Origin of the sequence: Lentisphaera araneosa HTCC2155 (genome assembly GCF_000170755.1) — a bacterium.
GTDB lineage: Bacteria > Verrucomicrobiota > Lentisphaeria > Lentisphaerales > Lentisphaeraceae > Lentisphaera > Lentisphaera araneosa.
In genome coordinates, this window is sequence record NZ_ABCK01000038.1 from 16,157 (window position 1) to 35,935 (window position 19,779).

The window sequence follows — 19,779 nt, forward strand, 5'->3', positions numbered from 1 at the left end:
AAGATAAGTCAAAAGTCTTTGTTGAAGAGGGATTTATTTTTAACGAAAAACTTGTGGTGGCGAGACGAAAAGCACTTTTGCACTACTTTGACAAAAATAATTAGGAAATATAAAAATGACTGAATTTAGATATCACAAAACTGGCTTGTTTTACGGCCAAATTTCAGAAGAGGCCAAAAAGCTTGGCGTTGATGAATTGAAAGAGTTAGGTGCTCAAGAAATCCAACAAGATTACCGTGGGATGCATTTTCACGCGGATATGGTTACGCTTTTTAAAATTGTTTATTGTTCACGCCTCTTTTCGCGCTTTTTAGCTCCTTTGCACCGTTTTGATGCACTGTCTGAAGACATGCTTTATCAGCGTGTGAAAACGATGAAATGGGAAGAAATTATCAAGCCGGGTCAAACTTTTGCGATCTTCGCAAACGTAGGCAATAGTAAAATCAATCATTCGAAATTTGCGGCGCAAAAAATGAAAGATGCCATTTGTGACCGTTTGCGTGAGAAGCGTGGTGAGCGTCCCGATATTGATCCCAAGAATCCTGATATATGGCTTAATTTATTCATCAATAAGAATAAGGCGACAATTGCCCTGGATCTTTCTGGTGGATCTCATCACAAGCGTGGCTATCGTCAAGATTCTGTCGAGGCACCATTGATGGAGAGTTTGGCTGCGGCCTTTATTCGTGCGTCTGAGTGGGATGGAAGAACTCCACTTTATGATCCCATGTGTGGTTCGGGAACTATTTTAGCAGAAGCACTCATGCATGCGGCTAGAATACCTGCGGGTTACTTAAGGAAGCGTTTTGGTTTTGAACACATGCCTGACTTTGATGCCGATATTTGGAGTGAAGTTAAAGCGAAAGCAGATGCCAGAATAAAGCTACCTCAAGAGGGTTTGATTTCTGGTTCAGATATGGATGCGGATGCGGTTCGCGCAAGTATAGTCAACTTATCTTACTTACCTGGTGGCGATAAAATCAAAATCATTCAAAGTCGTTTTCAGGATTTAGATGACCTGGAGCCTTGCACAATTATTACGAATCCCCCTTACGGTATGCGTTTGATGAAGGATGAAGATGTGGAATCTTTCACGGGTGAGATCGGTGATTTTCTCAAGAAAAAATGTGCGGGAAGCAATGCCTGGGTTTTCTTTGGTGAGCGTAAATTGATCTTGAAAATTGGTTTGCGACCTTCGCGAAAATTCCCCTTGAGCAATGGTGGTTTAGATGGTCGCCTTTGTAAGTTTGAGATGTATCGCGGTAATAAGTGGACCTAAGAACCCCTTTCTTCATTTAAGCATTTTAAGTTAATCAAAGCTAGAGAGAATACGGCTAGATTGATTGAAAAGGGATTGAAAGCGTGAGTCATGAGTTGCGGCAATTGGATAAAAATTGCAATCGTCGCAAGTAGGCTAAATGCCATGGCTGGATACAGCAGTTTTTTGTTTGATGCAAAAATTACTAAAAGAAATGCGTAGAGTACTTCTGCAATCCCTGATGAAACCAGAGCGAAATCTTTTTCCATGAAAGGCATGAAAGTGTTGTTCATCAATACTTCTTGCTCGCTTTTAAAGAGCAATTTTGGAACGAGGCCATGATAGAAGAAGATGAGCGCAAGAGAGTAGCGCGAGATCATTTTGTTGCTTAGTTTCTGCATATGAGTTCTTTTTTTACTTAAACTGTATCCGAAAAGTTTTTGATTCAAAGTTTTCTTGAGCTTAGTCGCATTATAATGAGTAAAGAAATTATTAATCTTAGGGTGTTTGTGTGAAATATTTGATTTTTATGTTGGTAGGAATCTTCTTAGCGTCTTGTCATCCAACTGTAGATAAAAGTGAAGAAATGGATTTAAGCAATCAAAAGGTCTTGTTTTTAGGAGATAGCATTACTCAAGCAGGTCAGTATGTGGGCTTTGTTGAGTATGCATTACGTAAGCAGAATCCCGAAGATGATTTCGATTTTTATAGCTTGGGTTTAAATTCAGAGACAGCGTCTGGCTTATCTGAAAAAGATCATCCCTTTCCCCGTCCTTGCGTTCATGAGCGTCTAGCTAATGCTTTGGAAAAAATTAAACCCGATGTGGTATTTGCTTGTTATGGAATGAATGATGGCATTTATCACCCCCTCAATGAAAAAATACTCGATGCCTATCAGAAAGGTATTTTAAGTTTGATAGAAAAGTGTCGCGAGACTGGGGCTGAAGTTGTGATGATAAGCCCTCCGGCTTTTCAAGCTTATGCGATTCAAAAGAAACTACGAAGCGCTGATGCAGAAGATTTTAGTTATCGCTTCCCATATGAAAATTATCATCAGACCTTAGAAGCTTTTTCTCAATGGTTAAGGCTGGGTTTGCCACAAGAAGTGACTTGTGTTGATCTGAATACAGCGATGACGAATTACCTAATTGAAAAGCGCAAAAATGATCAAAGCTTTGTCTTTGCCAAAGATGGAATTCATCCTGCTTTAGGAGGCCATTTGTTTATGGCTCAAGAGCTGTTGAAAGGCTTAGGTACAAATGCTGATTTATTGGCTCAAGAGAACTTGGCTGATATCAAAAAAGATGAGCTTTACCAACTTGTTGAAAAGCGTCGCCAATTGCGCTCTAGAGGTTGGTTGAAATATGTCGGCTATACGAGAGGGAAGGTCTTTAAGACTGATTCAGTATCTGAAACAGAATCCCGTGCATCAGAATTACTCAAAGAGATCGACGCGATTAATTAGTTTCATTATTTAGTTGGCTGAAATGAATTTGAGCATAAAAAAACCTCAGTGATGATTCACTGAGGTTTTTTGTCGAGCTAGGGGCTAGTTCTTACACGTCGTAAGTCGTAGAAGAAACGTTGCCGCCTTTACCTGTCCAGTTGGTGTGGAAGAACTCGCCGCGTGGCTTGTCTAAGCGCTCGTAAGTGTGAGCACCGAAGTAGTCACGTTGAGCCTGTAGCAAGTTAGCAGGAAGAACTTCTGAACGGTAGCTATCGTAGAAAGCTAGGGCAGTCGAGAAGCAAGGAGTTGGAATTCCGAGCTCGATACCTTTAACAACTGTACGTCTCCAGCCTTCTTGAGATTTATGAATTGCATCTTTGAAGAAGTCGTTGAGTAAGAGGTTTTCTAGGTCAGCGTTTTCGTCGAAAGCATCTTTGATGTTGCCGAGGAAAACAGAGCGGATGATGCAACCACCACGCCACATGAGAGCAATAGCACCGAAGTCAAGGTCCCATTTGTAAGTCTCTGAAGCTTCTTTGAGGAGCATGTAACCCTGAGCGTAAGAAATGATTTTTGATGCGTAGAGAGCTTGTTCAACATCGTTGACAAAAGCTTCTTTGTCGCCATTGAATTTGATATCAGGACCATTGAGAACTTTAGAAGCTTCAATACGCTGATCTTTAAGTGCAGATACGCAACGTGCGAATACTGATTCAGCAATGAGTGTTAATGGCATGCCGAGGTCAAGAGCATTGATGCCTGTCCATTTGCCTGTGCCTTTTTGGCCAGCTGTATCGAGGATGTAGTCAACGAGGTGAGTGCCATCTTCTTGTTTGTAGCCGAGGATATCTGTTGTAATCTCAGTTAAGAATGAATCGAGAACGCCCGTGTTCCACTTTTTGAAGATCTGGTGCATTTCGTCATTTGAGAAGCCCGCGTTCTTAAGAAGTTGGTAAGCTTCGCAGATAAGTTGCATGTCACCATATTCGATGCCGTTGTGAACCATTTTTACATAGTGACCAGCGCCACCTTTACCTACCCATTCACAGCAAGCTTCGCCACCGTCAACTTTTGCAGAGATATCTTGGAAAATATTTTTTACTGCAGGCCATGCTTCAGGATCGCCACCAGGCATGATTGATGGGCCGAAACGAGCGCCTTCTTCGCCGCCAGAAACACCGGCGCCAATGTAGCGAAGGCCTTTTGCAGCGAGTTCTTCCACGCGACGGTTAGAGTCAGTATAGAGTGAGTTGCCGCCATCAATGATGATGTCGCCTGCTTCGAGGTGAGGAACAATTGTGTTGATAAATTTATCGACTACTTCACCAGCTTTCACCATGAGCATAACGCGTCTAGGTGTTTTAAGTTGGCTAACAAATTCTTCTACTGAGTGAGTGCCAATGACCTTGCTGTCTTTAGCTGGGCCATTCATGAAATCATCTACTTTTGAAGTTGTACGGTTGTAAACAGCGACAGTGTAACCATTGTCATTCATGTTCATGACTAGGTTTTGGCCCATTACGGCAAGACCGATAAGACCGATATCTGCTTGAGACATACGATATTCCTAATTTACTAATATTTATTGTTTCAGTTGATTCCCGACTATAGCCTTAGTTTGTTTTTCGTCTATATAGGGCTTGTTAATTATGTCACCCTATCGCTGTTGCATGCAATAAATTGAGGGTAAAGTTCTTTGCTATTGTCGTTGTAAGAATGAGCCTTTCGACTATTTTTATTTAAAATTTAATATTACAGGTGAATAAATGGCATTAAGCCCTCCAGATGCTTATAGGCGCGGGAAGCTCGAAATTGTAGATTTTGAGGTGAATAAAGCCTACCGAGACCAATTAATTGGTGTGGGTTTATTGAGTTTCAAAGACTTCTTCTTTTGCAAGGGCTTAGAGGCGATGCGCGAGGTGCCGGGACGTTTGACAGTTTCCGTGCTTTGTGAAGATGAGCTGATTTACTTGAAGCGTCATTGGAAAAAAGCATCAATGAGTCGCAAATCTGGGCCTCATCATGAAGCGATTACTGAGTGGGTCAATACCAAAGCATTACACCAAGATAAAATCAGTGTTCCCACTCCAATGGCTTATGGAGTTGGTAGGATAGGTGGTGAAGCGGTTTCATTTTATCTTTCAGAAGCGGTAAAAGGCGTACAGGCAGATTATTTTTTAAGAGACAATAATTTGGATCTGAATCAATCTAGGAAGTTCTGGAAACAGTTAGGGGAGTTCACAAGGGGTTTTCATTCTAAAGGTTATAACCATCGTGATTTTTACTTATGTCACATATTTGTCCATGTGGCCGGTGAAGAGTATAAATTTTCCCTCATAGACTTACAGCGAGTCCAAAAGAGAAGTAAGTTTCGTCAACGTTGGATTGTAAAAGATTTGGGGCAACTATTTTATTCCTTTCCTACCGATATGTCGCAAGTTGAGAAAATGCGTTATTTTAAAGCCTATCAAGGGCACGGATCACTTTCTTTATCAGATAAAAAATTATTGTATCAAGTTATGCAACGAGTCGATCGTATGAAGAGTAAGCACGGTAACTATATCGTATGAAGATCGCTTTTGTTATTGAGCATTTTAAGCCTCAGTATGGTGGGCAACAGGTATACATGAGAGACTTCGCAAGATTTCTTATTGAGCGTGGTCACGAAGTTACTTTTTTTACTCAAGATAGCAATGTTCAAGATGAAGGTATGAAAATTAAGTTAATCACGATTTCATCCTTAGCCAAGCTCATGCGATGGACGCAATGGAATAGCTTTTTAAAGCAAGTTAAGAATCTTGTGAAAGAAGGCGATTTTGATATTGTCATGGGAACTGGTGTAAGTGCTGGGATTAATGTCTATCAGCCACATGGAGGTGTGACTAAAGCGAGCCACCAGCAAAATCGTTTGTTGACTCATCCTGTGCATTGTTTCTTAAAGGGTTTATCCAACGCAATAAGTCCGAAGCATATCATGGCATCTTTGATTGAACGCGAAATATTTACGAACAATAGAGTGAAGTACATAGCCATAAGTGAAATGGTTAAAAAGCATATGAAAAAGTTCTACAATTTAGAAGATGATCAGATCGAGCTGGTTTACAATGGTGTGGATGTGGATCGTTTTCAGCCATGTGCAGCGCAAGAGAGAGAAAAGGCTAAAAAAGAGCTAGGCCTTGATTCACAGAAAATTATTTTTTCACTGGTTGCACATAATTTCAAGCTCAAAGGCTTACGTGAAATTATTGCGGTCGTCGATCGGCTTAAGGAAAAGCAAGAGGACTTCATTGTACTTGTAGCAGGTAAAGGCAAGAAAAAAGTATACGAAACGATGATTAAGAGTCGAGGCTTAGGAGCTTACTTCAGTTTTTTAGGAGCCGTAGAGAATCCTGAGCTCGTCTATCGCGCATCTGATGCCTACTTGCAGCCGACGTGGTATGATCCATGCTCCTTGGTAGTTCTTGAGGCCATGGCCGCAGGCGTTCCAGTGATAAGTACTGAGTTTAATGGTGCTTCAGAAATGATTCGTAATGGTGAAAATGGCTATGTAATTCCACGCCCTGATTCCTTGGGTCAATTTGAAGAGGCGATGCTACAGTTATTTGATTCGAAGAATCGCAAACAGCTCGGTGAGCAAGCGCGCTTAAGCGTAGAATCTTTAACTCATGAAAAAAACTTCCTTCACATGGAACGAGTCTTTAAAGAGTTTGTTTGAAGATATTTTTACGAGCTTTTGATAAAATCTTGAATTAATTGCAGTAGCTTCTTTATGAAGTTGATGAAAGCGACTTTGACGAATTGCTTTCTCCTAAAAATCTATTCAATTATAATCAATTATTTGAATTTAAATGTTGGTGTTGTTTTGCGTTTTAAATGTACTTCTTGCGGGCAGGCTGTTTCAGTAGATGACGGCAAGCCAGGGGAAGCGGTCCAATGTGGATCGTGTGGGACGGTTCTCAAGGTTCCGAAGCCATTTGAAAAAGGTTATATCATTGGAGACTTTTGTGTTGAAGAACATATTGGTTCAGGCCGCATGGGTGAGGTTTACAAAGCCTATCAAGAAACGTTGGTTCGCGATGTAGCCTTAAAAGTTTTAGATAATGATATGGCCGAGCACTCTGAGCATATTTTGGAATTTTTCAAAGAAGCTCGAGTCGCCGCACGTTTAAATCACCCCAATATTGTACAAGCCTATTCTGTAAATGAAGAAGGTGGGTATTACTACCTAGTTGTAGAATATGTATTTGGTCAAAACTTAAGGCAATTAATTGACGATAGAGGTAAATTGCCAGTTAATATGACCATACGTCTGTTGTCACAGATTGCTCATGCACTGGACTATGCGTGGACTTCTGAAGGCTTACCTCACTTAGCGGTGAAGCCTGAAAATATTTTGATCGACTCGAAAGCTCAGATCAAAATTTCTGATATTGGTTTAGCAGGGTCACGATCGAGGTTTTCTGATGGAGATTACAAATACTCGAGTCCAGAACAGATACTTAATTTAAAAGCTGATACACGTGCAGATATTTACGCACTGGGGATCACAGCTTACGAGGCCTTAACGGGCAATGTTCCTTTTGATGGTAATATCAAAGATGTGAATAAAAAACATTTAGAAGAAGAGGCTTTGCCAATTAAGGAGCTAAATCCTTCTGTCCCTAAGGATTTAGTTACGGTCATTACTAAAATGATGTCAAAGCACCCTGATGATCGCTACATGAGTTTCGGTGATCTAGCTAAAGACCTCCGCCTCTTGAGACGCTATGCTGGAGATATGAGCACGACTTCTAGCTTTTCTACTAAAATTTTTAAAACGCGATTTAGCTTTACGGAAAAGAGGAACCAACAAAGGAAGAAAAGTTTACGGCTACAGGCTTTTACTGCTTTAGTGACGGTCATGTTGTTGATTGGGATCATTGTTTTTAATAGCGATAAATCAGTGGATAAGACAGTGAAAGTCGATAAAGGGGATAAGAAACGTTTAGCAGAATTTGCTGTTCTATCTCAGTCAATTGATAAAAGTGTAAGTTCAGTAGAAGCGTTTACTTTATTTAAGAAAATTGAGGCCTTTTTAGCAAGATATCCTAGTTCACCACAAGCCGAAGAATGTTTAGAATGGCGTGAAGCCGTTTTGGAGATTTTGATACGAGAACGACGTCAAAATGAATTTTTTAGTGAGGAATCTACTCTAGCAGAAGAGGAGGAGGATGATCTTTTGGCTAATTCAGAGCAAGGCTTTGTTAGTCAAGACTTGGGAGAGCTGGCTCTTCAAAGTGAACGAGATAGTATGAGAAGGGATATTCTTAGGTTTTACTTAGGAAGGAAAGCTAGTACTGAACTGTTAACATTCTTGAAAAATAGTGAAGCGTATGATCCTATTTGGTCGGAGCAGATGACAAATATTATTGTTCAGGCAAACGAAGTGCGGAATTCTTTAGTAGATGAAGACAGCTCCTTGCAGGGTTTGTTGATCAAGCATGGGAAAGATGAAGTCGAAGTACGTTCCATTAAGAGTGATATTCTTATGGGGGTGGTTGATGGTGAACTTAAAAGTTTAAGTTTAAGTACCTTTGGCTTAAAGAGCCTAGAGTCCTTATTGGCCATTAGTTCTGAGTTCCCAAGAGAAGGGGCATTAAGTTTATTGTTTTGGTACAGGAATTTTCAAAAGTGTAAACTTAATGAAGGCGTTGAAATGTCTGAATTTGAAGTGTTCTTGGTAGATGAGGCAAATCGTATGGCCAAATTTGATTTTGAGAATTATTTAAACGAAGCAAAGAATAGTTGGCAAAGGAATGAAGCTGGTTCTGCTAGGGCACAAATTGTCGCTTTAAAGAAAAAATATGAAACGAGTGATCTTTATAAACTCAACAAAAAGAGAGTTGACTCTCTAGAAGAAAAAATTAAAAAGAGTGTGAGTCGACGTGGAAAGAAATGACTCTGGCGATAGCCGTCAGTATTGGGAAGAAACTTCCAAAGAATATCAATCTGTCACACGCATCTCAATTAATGATTTTCATTATGGGCCCTTACTGCCAGGAGATAGTCAAGTTAAAGCTTTGCCTGAAAAACTTGAAGGTTTAAGGTGTTTAGAATTAGGTGCGGGTGCGGGGCAAAATTCGCTATTTCTGGCTTCTCAAGGCGCAGAATGTTTGGTGACAGATATTTCCGAAGAGCAATTGTCGCATGGTGAAGTTATTGCTAAAGAAGAAGGTTTGAAACTAAAGTTTAAACAACTGGATTTAGATGAGATCGATCCGGAAGCCCTGGGCGAGTGGGATTTTATACACAGTACTTGGGCTTTGCCTTTTGCGGAGGATCAAAAAAGTGTTTTGCAAAAATGTGCAGCTATGTTAAAAATTGGAGGTCGCCTGCATATGACAACGGGTCACCCTGTCTTTGCAGGAGAATGGATTCAGTTGGATGATTATGAGGAGGGGATGTTCGTGAGTAACTATTTTGAACCCCCGCGAGAAGTGCGCTTCACAAAAGATGAAAGTAGCTTTATTAGGACGAGGCAATATCCGATTTCGACCTATATTAATTGGCTTATAGAGCTTGGTTTTAAAATCGAAAAAGTACTTGAACTAAAGCCACTTGAGCTTGAGCTTTTGAACGGTGATGAGCTATTAAAGTGCATGCCCTACGATAGTGATGTTTGGAGAGAGATGTACCCACAAATTCAAAAAGTTCCCTTTGTAGTGACTTATATTGCGACTCGTGTAAGCTAAACACATTTATAATCTCTGTTAAGATTAAGTAAAAATTATAAGGTTCTCTTCAATGAATTAAATCGAAGTTGTATAGTTCTTAAATTTTTTAAAAAATGAGAGTGAAGATGAATAAATATATTGCAGAGTTAATTGGAACATTTTGGTTAGTTTTAGGTGGATGTGGCAGTGCTGTGTTGGCGGCAGCCTTTCCAGAAGTAGGGATCGGTTTAGTAGGTGTATCTTTGGCTTTTGGTCTTACCGTATTAACTATGGCCTTTGCAATTGGTCACATATCGGGTTGTCATTTGAATCCAGCTGTTTCTATAGGTTTGTGTGCAGGAGGTCGTTTCCCAGTGAAAGATCTCTTGCCTTATATCATTTCACAAGTGATTGGTGGTTTGCTGGGGGCAGGTGTTTTATATCTGATAGCGAGCGGTAAAGCAGGCTTCGATTTATCTGCAGGTTTTGCCTCCAATGGTTACGGGGATCATTCTCCAGGACAATATAGCTTAGTTGCTGTTGTGATTTGTGAAATAGTGATGACAATGATGTTTTTGATCATAATATTAGGGGCAACAGATGACCGTGCTCCTAAAGGCTTTGCGCCTATCGCAATTGGTTTAGGCTTAACGCTTATTCACTTAATAAGTATTCCAGTTAGTAACACATCAGTGAACCCGGCAAGAAGTACTGGAGTGGCAGTCTTTGTTGGTGATTGGGCCGTGTCACAGTTGTGGGTCTTTTGGTTAGCGCCAATTGTAGGGGCTGTTTTAGGGGCTCTGATTTACAATTTCATCCAAAAAGATAAAGCTTAATTAATCTTTACATTTTCATAGAAAGAGTAGTGAGTGATCACTACTCTTTTTTATTGTCTTAAACTCTTTTAGAATGTATCCTTAGAAAGTGATGCTGTTTGTATCACTGCTGAGATTGATGTATTTTGATTTATAATTTTTATAAAATGGTGTGGTTTGAAGATTTTGACTAAAGAGCAGTATTGGCATTTTTTAGGAGTCCTTTTGGTGTTCTTCTTAGTGTCGTGTGATCAAGCGCCAACAGAGACTGATTCTGATGATGTAGAAAAGAAGGAGCTGATATTATATAATTGGGAAGATTATACTCCTCAGAATATTCTCGAGCAGTTTGAGAAGGAGACGGGTATAAAAGTCGTTCTTAAAGAATTCCAAACTGCTGATGAGCAAATTGCGGTTTTGCAATCAAAACCAGATTTTTGTGATTTGTTGATGGTCGATGTTGATGAAGCGATCACAATCCTTGAACCATTAAAAATTATTGAAAAGCTTGACCGGACAAGGATGGTAGTGGATCACGAGCCACATGCTTTGTTCAGAGATGCGGAAAGTTACGGAGTTCCTTATGGAATTGGTTTGTTGGGCTTTGCTGTAGATAAGAGATATGTGGACTTAGCTTTTAAGGATTGTCGTTTTCTTATAGCTGACGAAAAGTTTAAAGGTAAAATATCACTGTTAGATGAGCCGGTTGATATTTTTTATATGCTGATGAATGCGGTGGGGGTAAGTATGAATTCAGAAAATGAGACAGATCATCAGCATGCCTATGATTTTGGGACTAGATTAAAAAAGATGATGCCAAAATTTCAGGATGTCTACTCTGGTCTCGATGATTTGAACGAGGGTGAGGTTTGGATTGCTATGGCATATAGTGGTGATACGTTGTTATATCAAGAAGATAATAGCAATATTGAGTTCATTTATTCATTAGATCGCCCTTGTGTTTGGCGAGATTTGCTGTGTTTAAATATGAATGCTCCTAATAAAGAAAATGCCTACAAGTTTATGGAGTTTATTAATTCTCCACAAGTAGCGGCAGAGATTTCCTTGCAGTTTAAATCCGCACCCGCAGTGGCGGGGGCAGAGAAGTATATGGATAGAGAATCATTGAGTAACCCCTTGATTAATATGCCTGATAGTTTGTTGAAGATTTGTGAAAAGCAAGAGCGAGTTAAAGAGAATAATGCGGCCATAAACCGACTTTATCTTCATTTGTCAAATCAATCGAAAGGTGTGGGAGATGATTAAGGGTAAAGCTTTAAGTTTGAAGCATAGAGTGCTCATTTACTTTGTATTAATTAGCGTAGTTGCCATTACATCCTTGTCTCTGGGAGGAGTGCATTTTTTAGAAAATACATTGTTAGATAAGGATTTATCAACCTCAAGAGTGTTGGCAAAAGAAGTCCACTATAATGTGAGTCAAGTTTTTACCAGAGCTGAAAGGGATATGAGGGTAATAGCAGCGCATCCGATTATAAATGATAAATCATATTCTATGAAGCAAAAGCTTGAGAAGCTCAAACAATTACAAGGCTTAATTGGAGATTTTGAAAATGTTTCATTGTTGAGTTTGGAAGGTGAGATCCTGGTTACTACAAATTTTAATTATAGGGGAGGGGTTAAGTATGCTGCGTATTTTAAAAAAGCTCTTACGGATAAAGAAACTCAGGTTTCACCAGCTTATTTTACATTGGACCCCAAGCATATAGTTTTTTCCTTCACCACACCTGTTTATGATCAGAGGGGTGAAATAACTTACATCATGTATGCTCAATTAAATGTGAATCAAGTGACCGCCGTTATTGGTCATTTGGACTTTGGAGAAAGTGGTGAAGCCCAGTTGATTGATGAGTATGGGAGGTTTATTGCTGGAGTGAGCGATGATGAACTACTGACTCCGGTTAGTGGATCTTTAAGCGAAAAATTGAGCTTAGATATTCAAGGCTTTCGCTTCGATAGAGAGGGGGTTCGACATGGGAGTACTTATCGTGAAGGAAGGATGACAGTAGTGGTTTCACAGAGTTATCAGGCCGTTCTTTCAGTTATTGAGAAAAGTTTAAATAAGCTCATAATCTACAGCGTTCTTGTTCTTGTTATTGTGGTGATTGTAGGAGTTTATTTTTCCTACACGATCTCTCGTCCATTAGACTCTTTGGTTGAAAATATCCGATCATATTCTAAAGGAGATAGGTATCAGACTTCAAATTCATCGACAGTACCTGAAGAAATTGGAGTTTTGGGTGAATCATTTAATAATATGCTTGGCCAAATTGAACAGTATCAAGATGAGATGGAGCAGTTAGTTAGTGACAGAACTGAAGAGCTTGCACATGCTCGAGATAGGGCTGAGGCAGCTAATAGGACAAAGACATTATTTCTTAAAAATATGAGTCATGAAATTCGAACTCCGATGAATGCCATTTTAGGTTTTACTCAACTACTCAAGCAAAAAGAATCTGATTCTAGTAAATTGGATCTTTTAAAGAATGTAATTAACGCAGGGAATACCTTGTTAAAGATGCTTAATGATCTTCTAGATTTATCAAAAACGAGTACGGCTACAGTTGGAGATAAACTTAGTGTCGTCGATTTAAGGAAGTTTCTTCGCGAGTTGGAGCTTGTGTTTCTAGGTCCGTGTTCTAAAAAACAATTATTCTTTAAAATTCATGTAGAAGAGGGGCTGCCGAGTTTGCTTTTGTTAGATCGACTAAATTAAAGCAAGTTTTGATGCATCTCTTAGATAATGCGGTTAAATTTACAGATGAAGGTGGCGTTACTATTTCAGTGTCCTTGCTTAGAGGTAAAAATGAGCGAACTAGTATTGATTTACTCTTGAGTGTAAAAGATACAGGTAGGGGAATCGAAAAGGGGCATCAGAAACAGATATTCAATGTTTTGAAAAGCCCAAAGAGGATAGTTTTAATGAAGGGAGTGGAGTCGGTTTGGGTTTAGCTTTGTGTAAGCAACTTTTGCGCTTTATGGGAGGTAGGCTTAATTTGAAGAGCGATATTGGTGAGGGGAGTGAGTTTGAGGTTACGATACCTAATGTGGAGATCGCTCTGAAGGAAGTGGAAAATGTACAAAAGCTTGAAGCTGTAGATGGAGATAGCTCGCGTGTGTTAATCGTAGATAACAAAGAGTTTAATCGAGCGACTATAGAGAAAGTCTGTGAAGCTTACCAGTGTGAAGTCCAGGAGGCGAGTAATGGAGTCGAGGTTCTGAAGAAGGCTAGGAGTTTTTTACCTGATGTCATTTTTTTAGATATGGAAATATCTAAGCTGAATGGCTTTGAGCTTGTGCGGATTTTAAGAGAAGATGAGCATATGAACGATGTTCAAATCATTGCTTTAAGTACTGTTGAGCAGCAAAGGGCCCAAGCACTTGAAGTTTGTAATGGTTTTATTTTGAAGCCAATTAATCAGCTTGAGGTTAAGTATCTCTTGGAGTCTTCCTTAAACAAAAAAAGCAGCTAAGGATAGCTGCTTTGAAGTTCTACTGATTTAATTAGTTTTAGTCAGCGGAAAGGAAGATGCCTTTCAGGTTCATTTGTAGCGATTCAGGATTGTTGGCAAAGCCCATTGCGGCTTCTTCTGTGATGTCGCCTGCATTCACGAGTTGTAAGAGTCGTTGGTCAAAAGTGAACATGCCGTATTCACTTCCTTTTGCAATTGCACCAGAAATTTGGTCAACCTTGTCGTCAAGGATGAGTTTCTTGATGAAGGCCGTGTTAATCATGACTTCATTACAAGGGACCATGCCGCGTCCAGAGGCTCTTGGGACGAGGCGTTGGCAGACAATAGCAGCTACGTTCTCTGCGAGAGACTTACGGAGTGCTTCGCGCGCCGTAGCAGGAAATGTGTCCAGTAGGCGGGTGATTGATTGGCCGGCATTGGCGGTGTGAAGTGTAGAGATAACCATATGGCCAGTGTCAGCAGCGTGAAGGGCAGATTCAATTGAAGTAACATCTCGCATTTCACCAACTACAATGACATCAGGGTCCTGTCGTAGTGCATATTTTAGGGCGGCTCCGAATGAGACGGTATCGATACCTACTTCGCGTTGCTCAAAAATAGAGTTTTTGTCTTTGAAGTTATATTCAATAGGGTCTTCCACTGTGATAATGTGGCGATTCATGTTGGTGTTCATATGCTCGAGCATACATGCCATTGTGGTAGACTTACCTGAGCCAGTAGTTCCTGTTACTAGAATGATACCACGTTCGTATTCCGCGATTTTAAGAATGATTTCTGGGAGGCCGAGGGCTTCGAGGGGTGGGACATCACTTTTAACGTGACGAAAAGTCATGGAGAGTAAGCCACGCTGCCTGTGGATGTTGGCACGGAAGCGACCTGCATTGTCTTCGTCAAAGGCAAAATCCGCATCGCCTGTTTCCAGGTAGAGGTCCAAAACTTTTTGACCTGCAATTTCTACTATTGCAGAACTTAGAAAATCATAGTCGGGGACAAAGCCGTCGGAGATTTCATAGAGGCCACCATGGACGCGCAAGGCGACGGGGCTACCTTCTCGTATGTGCCAGTCCGAGGCCCCTTCTTGGACGCCGGTAACGAGTATTGAGTTGAGTTTAGATGTGGGCATTATGTTTGACTCCTGAGTAATTGAAATATTGATCTATATAAAAATTACCGCAGAGAGCACAAGAATAAAAACAAAAAAGCCGAATTTACGTAAGTAAACTCGGCTTTTTTAAAGAGGAACTAAGGCTTAGGCGTTAATACCAGTGATTTTTACTTCAGTAAACCACTGACGGTGACCTTGAGTCTTTTTGTATCTCTTACGACGTTTCTTTTTGAAAACGATAAGTTTTTTACCTTTAGCTTCGTTAACAACTTCAGCGTTTACGCTTGCGCCATCAACTAAAGGTGTTCCAAATTTTGCATCATCTCCGCCAAGGGCGAGGACTTTATCGAAAGTGTATGCAGCGCCTTCGGCTTTGAGGCGTTCTACGCGAATGACATCACCTTCACGAACGGTGTATTGCTTGCCGCCTGTCTCAATAATTGCGTACATGTTAAAATTCCTTAAAAATTATATTGGTCTCAGTTAAATCGGGACTGTCTTCTGACAAAAGAGGGGTGAATATAACGCAAAGTCAATTCCTTGCAAGTGGTTATCGCGACTTTATTATTGAAGAATGGAATTGACCTCAATTTCGCCCAATTATGCTAATATTATCACTCAAATGGAAGGATGAGTTATTGGCAACCTCTTGCTTGAGCTGAGGGATCATGTCGACGGGGTAGGCAGATTCTATGCTGACGTCAACTCCGCCTTCAGGATTCTTGAGCCATTCAACTTTGATGTGGCCGTGAATGGTTTTGATTCTTGCACGAGCCCAATCCATTTTATCAATGAGAGGATTAAAGTAGATTTGCTCATAGCCTGGCGCTGCGGGTCGAATGCCAGCAACCTCATTAATTAAAAACTGAGCTGGGCCACAGCCGATTCCGTGACATAGGCTGGTATTCTCTTTAGAGAAGTCGTTGTAGGGGTCATAAAACTCGGGCCATGTACTAAGTTCATCTTTCACCATGGCGCCCCAGTAACATTTTATAACATCAAAGGCCCAGGACCTTAGGTTGATGTTCGTGGCAGCCTGTGTGACTAAGTCATATAGAAATGGCGATTTCGGGTGGAGGAACTCAAGTTTTAAGTGAGGCTTTTCTTGTGAGGTGGCTTGGTTAAGGAAGTCATTGATAGAGTTGCTCGGGATTATGCCTGCATTCATTGCTAAAAAATTACTTTCTACAGAGTGCGTATTACTTTGTGTTCCATCGGAGTTCCAATCAGCAAAAAGCTTATTGTTACTATCCCAGCAAAGAGATCTGAGGTTTTTGCTGATACGAAGCATTTTATCACGGACTTTCTGTGTGTCCTCATCAAGATCAAGGAATGAATAAATCCAAGATACGGCGGATTGCATTCTTAAGTATATACAATTAAAGGAGGTGAAGATTGTGTTCGGGGCCATTGGTGCATCGTCGGGGATTTGAGAAGATAAGATGGCGACGCTACCAGCTAGGAGCTCGTCATCATTTTCAAAGAAATAGTAATAGTTGACAATCTCTTTAAGTGTCGTGAGGAGTGTTTCGGCGGTTTCTGTATCATTCGTATGCAGCAGATATTGCTGCAGCCAAATGACCCAATACATGCTTGATTCACCTACAGTATAGAGATAGGAGCTTGGGTAGACAGATGGGAGTTCACCTGTTTCATATTGACCATGGGAGAATTCAATTAAGGAAGTTTTGGCTTGCTCGTATTGGCCAGTTGCGGTCATGGCATAGATTGATTGCAGCGCTGTATCACGAAGGAATTGGGCACGTCGACCAGTGGGGGAGTCCATGTAGCTGTATTCAGAGCATGAATTAAGTGTGCTAAGTGAGCGTTTCCAGATTTCGTTCATGTCAGAATCAGGACCTTCAAATTTTGTCCCTGTGGATTCTGGTTTTTGTAGAGCTAGAAGTTGAACGTCGTTAATGTTTATGTCGAAATTGGCTGCAGATAAGATGAAAACATAGCGCAGTCCTACGGGAAAGAAGTCTTCCCAGTTGTTTCTGCCTGCTTTGAGTTTTACGTGGATGGCTCTTCTGCCGTGGAGTGGGTGAAGTGAACGTGGGATGCCGTCATTGAAACTTTCAGCAAAGACTAAAAAGATGTCGCTGTCCTGTGGCGTATCGATAGATATTCTGACGCAACCCGAGCGTATCTGTTCAATATCATAGCAAAGGTATTGGTTAGGGGCAAGGGTGATTGTTTTGGAGCCATCTTCATCGTAAGATTCAGCTTTATATGTGCAGGCTTGCAAAAAGATAGAGATATCTGAAAAGGAGTTGAGTGGGACGGGTGTAAAGTGAAGGAGGTTAAAGTTTAAGGATCCAGCTAAGTTGGGGAAGGGGATATTGAGTGGGCCTGCTAATAGGTGGCCTCTTTCTGAGTTTTTGTCGCGTTGAATATGCGGGATGGCTTCTTCCAATGAGAGGCTGACGAAGTTGAGTGCGAGTCTTTGGCTGTGTTTGTCGGCGTAGGATAGGATTCTCAACGAATTCCATCCTTGTTTTAAAGTGGCGGCACACATGGGGTGTAAATCACCACGTTCCATAGCAGACATTTCTTGATGCCAGCTAGGGTCTGCGTCGTTGATGAAGGTTTGTGAACCTTGCTCGTTTATTAAAAAGCCATTGATAAAGATTTTGAATGCACTATCCGAGAATGTCAAAATTTCTGTTTTTACTTCTTCTTCTATATAGAAATATGAAGTTGCAACGTAGGCGCCTGGTTCAGTGTATACAGATGAGAAGTCAATATGCATAGAGGGAAGGACTTGGTCAAAGAGTCCGAGTGCACGGATTTTAGGGAAAGGGTTGGATGAGCTTTCTCGTAAGGTTTGGCTGTAGGGATTGAATTGTGTTGCTTCAGCTTTGCGCAAGAGTTGAGCTTGGTTGTTGAGTTCAGATTTGCCGTCAAAAAATTCTTGGAGGTTGTGGTGTCTTAGGTCAAAAGATTGAACGGGGAGGCAACCCGCTGAACGACGAGGAGGGGCGTTGAGGATATGGCTGGCTGGAGCTGCTTTCCAATCAGGACCAGTGGCAAAGTGTTCGGACTCATCAATAAGGATTTGAGCCCAGAAGCCTTTGGGAGTTTTAGGTCTACTGTAAAGAGATAGGTCGGGTGCACTTGCGAGAACAGTGATATTATTACGACCAGATTGCAGGAGGAAAGTGATGTCGAGATAGTTGATGCTATATATATTGCTTGAGCCTGCGTGGGGGCCATAAGTGAGGTGCATACCATTTACATAGATATGAGCAAATTCACCTACAGCAAACCAGAAGTCGGCTGAAGCAGGGATTTCTTTAAGGTAAAATTCATAACTAAGGATGCACTTGTCAGATTCATCGGATTCCCAGATCCAGCTACCTTCGAAAGATTTTGGGTAGGGGGCAAGTTTCATAGACACTCCAGATTGTTAATTGTATGTAAATATAGTGTTTAGAGAGAAATATGAATCTTTGAAAATTAAGATTTTTTGATAAAAACACTTGAACAACAGTTAAACTTATGTATTTTCCTCCTCCTTTTGCCGGGTTGTCCGGTTTTAAGAGATATTGTTAACTATTAAACCCAACGAAGATCAACAAGTGTTGTGATTCGAGAATCGTATATGGAATTCATAAACATTGATAATATGCCAAGCATGGAAGAATTGTTTGGCGCAGAAGAGACTAGCACTAGAAATTACCAAGAAGGTAAACTTATTAAAGGCGTTGTCGTTGATAAGAGAGATAACGGTGCACTAATTGACATTAACTATAAGGCAGAAGGTTTCGTACCTTCAGATGAGTTTAAAAACTGGGATGCTGTAAAGGTTGGTGATGAGCTTGAGGTATATCTCGAAGCTCTAGAAGATGAAAATAGCATGCCGGAAATTTCGGTTGCACGTGCAGAGCTTGAGAAAGCTTGGTCTAACCTCCTCGATAACACTAACGAAGGTGACCTCATTAAAGGTCTAGTTAAGTACCGTGTTAAAGGTGGTTTAATTGTTGATGTTGGCGTCGAAGCTTTCCTCCCAGGTTCACATATCGATATCGGTCCAGTTCGCAATTTAGACGATTTCCTCAATCAAGAGTACGAATTTAAAATACTTAAGATTAACCAAGATAAAAACAACATCATTATTTCACGTCGTGAACTTCTCGAAGAAGCACGTGAGGAGCAAAAAGATGCGCTTCTTAAAGTGATTAAAATTGGTGATGTTCTTCCTGGTAAAGTTAAAAATATTACAGACTTCGGTGCATTCATTGATTTGAACGGCATGGATGGTCTTCTTCACATTACAGACATGAGCTGGGGACGTATTGCACATCCATCAGAGATGCTTGCAATTGGTGATACTACAGAAGTAATGATCCTCGACATCGACGAAGAGAAAAAGCGTGTTTCACTCGGTCTTAAACAGAAGAGTAATGACCCTTGGAAAGATATCGCAGGTCGTTACCCACTCGGCAAGAAGATTGCTGGTAAAGTTGTTAACATCATGCCTTACGGTGCTTTCATCGAGTTAGAAGATGGTATCGAAGGTCTTATCCACGTTTCAGAAATGAGCTGGACTAAGCGTATTACTCGTGCAAGCGACGTTCTTATGATTGGTGAAGAAGTTGAAGCTATCATTTTGGATATCCAAGAAGATACTCGCAAGATCTCACTCGGTCTTCGTCAGACTCAAGATAATCCTTGGGAAGTTATTGCTAGAGATTACCCAATCGGTTCTATTGTTAAAGGTAAAGTTCGCAACTTAACTACTTATGGTGCATTCGTTGAGATTAAAGATGATATCGACGGTATGATTCACATTTCTGATATGTCTTGGACTAAGAAAGTTAATAACCCTGCAGAAGTGCTTAAGAAAGGTGATGAAGTTGAGGCGAAAGTTCTCGATATAGATCCAAACGAGCAGCGTATTTCTCTTGGTATTAAGCAGCTTAGCTCTGATCCATGGGATGATATTGAGTCAGTATTCCAAATCAATCA

The 19,779-nt window shown here is 40.7% G+C and carries 17 protein-coding genes and 1 pseudogene; 13 read left to right on the forward strand and 5 right to left on the reverse strand.

Annotated features, from left to right (window positions below; genetic code table 11):
* The first annotated feature begins 115 nt into the window (after positions 1-115).
* Positions 116-1,279 (forward strand): THUMP domain-containing class I SAM-dependent RNA methyltransferase, encoded by a 1,164-nt coding sequence (locus LNTAR_RS22830; RefSeq protein WP_007281146.1) that lies wholly within the window; start codon positions 116-118, stop codon positions 1,277-1,279.
* On the opposite strand, the gene LNTAR_RS22835 is transcribed toward LNTAR_RS22830, so the two are convergent.
* Positions 1,276-1,659 (reverse strand): DoxX-like family protein, encoded by a 384-nt coding sequence (locus LNTAR_RS22835; RefSeq protein WP_007281147.1) that lies wholly within the window; start codon positions 1,657-1,659, stop codon positions 1,276-1,278. The two genes, LNTAR_RS22830 and LNTAR_RS22835, sit on opposite strands and share 4 nt — an antisense overlap.
* Before the next feature lie 110 nt (positions 1,660-1,769).
* Here LNTAR_RS22835 and LNTAR_RS22840 point away from each other — a divergent pair, with 110 nt between their 5' ends.
* Positions 1,770-2,723, forward strand: coding sequence for an SGNH/GDSL hydrolase family protein (locus LNTAR_RS22840; RefSeq protein WP_083800128.1), 954 nt, complete (start codon positions 1,770-1,772; stop codon positions 2,721-2,723).
* Positions 2,724-2,814: 91 nt separating this feature from the next.
* Here LNTAR_RS22840 and gnd read toward each other — a convergent pair whose 3' ends face one another.
* The gene (gnd, locus tag LNTAR_RS22845; protein WP_007281149.1) at positions 2,815-4,263 is read right to left on the reverse strand and encodes a decarboxylating NADP(+)-dependent phosphogluconate dehydrogenase; all 1,449 of its coding nucleotides are present in this window, start codon (positions 4,261-4,263) and stop codon (positions 2,815-2,817) included.
* A gap of 208 nt (positions 4,264-4,471) precedes the next feature.
* On the opposite strand from gnd, the gene LNTAR_RS22850 reads away from it, so the two are divergent.
* The 10 genes and pseudogenes from LNTAR_RS22850 (at position 4,472) to LNTAR_RS22890 (ending at position 13,703) form a co-directional block, all read left to right on the forward strand.
* Positions 4,472-5,275 (forward strand): serine/threonine protein kinase, encoded by an 804-nt coding sequence (locus tag LNTAR_RS22850; RefSeq protein ID WP_007281150.1) that lies wholly within the window; start codon positions 4,472-4,474, stop codon positions 5,273-5,275.
* Positions 5,272-6,420 (forward strand): glycosyltransferase family 4 protein, encoded by a 1,149-nt coding sequence (locus tag LNTAR_RS22855; RefSeq protein ID WP_007281151.1) that lies wholly within the window; start codon positions 5,272-5,274, stop codon positions 6,418-6,420. Before LNTAR_RS22850 ends, LNTAR_RS22855 begins: the two co-directional genes overlap by 4 nt.
* Positions 6,421-6,474: 54 nt before the next feature.
* Positions 6,475-8,643, forward strand: coding sequence for a serine/threonine protein kinase (locus LNTAR_RS26310; RefSeq protein ID WP_007281152.1), 2,169 nt, complete (start codon positions 6,475-6,477; stop codon positions 8,641-8,643).
* Positions 8,630-9,436 (forward strand): class I SAM-dependent methyltransferase, encoded by an 807-nt coding sequence (locus LNTAR_RS22865; protein ID WP_007281153.1) that lies wholly within the window; start codon positions 8,630-8,632, stop codon positions 9,434-9,436. Before LNTAR_RS26310 ends, LNTAR_RS22865 begins: the two co-directional genes overlap by 14 nt.
* A gap of 107 nt (positions 9,437-9,543) precedes the next feature.
* Entirely contained in the window at positions 9,544-10,233 is a 690-nt protein-coding gene (gene aqpZ / locus LNTAR_RS22870; RefSeq protein ID WP_007281154.1) for an aquaporin Z, read from the forward strand.
* A gap of 156 nt (positions 10,234-10,389) precedes the next feature.
* Positions 10,390-11,478 (forward strand): ABC transporter substrate-binding protein, encoded by a 1,089-nt coding sequence (locus LNTAR_RS22875; protein WP_157473809.1) that lies wholly within the window; start codon positions 10,390-10,392, stop codon positions 11,476-11,478.
* Positions 11,471-12,946 (forward strand): sensor histidine kinase, encoded by a 1,476-nt coding sequence (locus LNTAR_RS22880; protein ID WP_007281156.1) that lies wholly within the window; start codon positions 11,471-11,473, stop codon positions 12,944-12,946. The genes LNTAR_RS22875 and LNTAR_RS22880 overlap by 8 nt, the downstream gene beginning before the upstream one ends.
* Positions 12,947-12,957: 11 nt before the next feature.
* Entirely contained in the window at positions 12,958-13,182 is a 225-nt protein-coding gene (locus LNTAR_RS28500) for an ATP-binding protein (RefSeq protein ID WP_007281157.1), read from the forward strand.
* Positions 13,110-13,265: pseudogene (locus tag LNTAR_RS28375) on the forward strand (ATP-binding protein); the annotation flags it as partial. The gene LNTAR_RS28500 and the pseudogene LNTAR_RS28375, both read left to right, overlap by 73 nt.
* 12 nt (positions 13,266-13,277) lie before the next feature.
* Complete coding sequence (locus tag LNTAR_RS22890; RefSeq protein WP_337998515.1) at positions 13,278-13,703, forward strand: response regulator; 426 nt, start codon at positions 13,278-13,280, stop codon at positions 13,701-13,703.
* A gap of 37 nt (positions 13,704-13,740) precedes the next feature.
* Here LNTAR_RS22890 and LNTAR_RS22895 read toward each other — a convergent pair whose 3' ends face one another.
* The 3 genes from LNTAR_RS22895 to LNTAR_RS22905 form a co-directional block, all read right to left on the reverse strand.
* Positions 13,741-14,826, reverse strand: a complete 1,086-nt coding sequence (locus LNTAR_RS22895) for a type IV pilus twitching motility protein PilT (protein WP_007281159.1) — start codon at positions 14,824-14,826, stop codon at positions 13,741-13,743.
* Positions 14,827-14,952: 126 nt separating this feature from the next.
* The gene (gene rplU / locus LNTAR_RS22900) at positions 14,953-15,258 is read right to left on the reverse strand and encodes a 50S ribosomal protein L21 (RefSeq protein ID WP_007281160.1); all 306 of its coding nucleotides are present in this window, start codon (positions 15,256-15,258) and stop codon (positions 14,953-14,955) included.
* Positions 15,259-15,394: 136 nt separating this feature from the next.
* Positions 15,395-18,202: an alpha-L-rhamnosidase C-terminal domain-containing protein gene (locus tag LNTAR_RS22905; protein WP_007281161.1), complete on the reverse strand. Its 2,808-nt coding sequence runs from the start codon at positions 18,200-18,202 to the stop codon at positions 15,395-15,397.
* A gap of 210 nt (positions 18,203-18,412) precedes the next feature.
* On the opposite strand from LNTAR_RS22905, the gene LNTAR_RS22910 reads away from it, so the two are divergent.
* On the forward strand, positions 18,413-19,779 hold a 1,367-nt coding region (locus LNTAR_RS22910; protein WP_007281162.1), incomplete at its 3' end, for a 30S ribosomal protein S1.

What these genes read in the sequence shown, in the direction of transcription:
- LNTAR_RS22830 (WP_007281146.1), top strand. Translation starts at nt 116, where the DNA reads ATGACTGAATTTAGATATCACAAAACTGGCTTGTTTTACGGCCAAATT.
- LNTAR_RS22835 (WP_007281147.1), bottom strand. Translation starts at nt 1,659, where the DNA reads ATGCAGAAACTAAGCAACAAAATGATCTCGCGCTACTCTCTTGCGCTC.
- gnd (WP_007281149.1), bottom strand. Translation starts at nt 4,263, where the DNA reads ATGTCTCAAGCAGATATCGGTCTTATCGGTCTTGCCGTAATGGGCCAA.
- LNTAR_RS22850 (WP_007281150.1), top strand. Translation starts at nt 4,472, where the DNA reads ATGGCATTAAGCCCTCCAGATGCTTATAGGCGCGGGAAGCTCGAAATT.
- LNTAR_RS22855 (WP_007281151.1), top strand. Translation starts at nt 5,272, where the DNA reads ATGAAGATCGCTTTTGTTATTGAGCATTTTAAGCCTCAGTATGGTGGG.
- LNTAR_RS26310 (WP_007281152.1), top strand. Translation starts at nt 6,475, where the DNA reads ATGAAGTTGATGAAAGCGACTTTGACGAATTGCTTTCTCCTAAAAATC.
- aqpZ (WP_007281154.1), top strand. Translation starts at nt 9,544, where the DNA reads ATGAATAAATATATTGCAGAGTTAATTGGAACATTTTGGTTAGTTTTA.
- LNTAR_RS22880 (WP_007281156.1), top strand. Translation starts at nt 11,471, where the DNA reads ATGATTAAGGGTAAAGCTTTAAGTTTGAAGCATAGAGTGCTCATTTAC.
- LNTAR_RS28500 (WP_007281157.1), top strand. Translation starts at nt 12,958, where the DNA reads ATGCATCTCTTAGATAATGCGGTTAAATTTACAGATGAAGGTGGCGTT.
- LNTAR_RS22895 (WP_007281159.1), bottom strand. Translation starts at nt 14,826, where the DNA reads ATGCCCACATCTAAACTCAACTCAATACTCGTTACCGGCGTCCAAGAA.
- rplU (WP_007281160.1), bottom strand. Translation starts at nt 15,258, where the DNA reads ATGTACGCAATTATTGAGACAGGCGGCAAGCAATACACCGTTCGTGAA.
- LNTAR_RS22905 (WP_007281161.1), bottom strand. Translation starts at nt 18,202, where the DNA reads ATGAAACTTGCCCCCTACCCAAAATCTTTCGAAGGTAGCTGGATCTGG.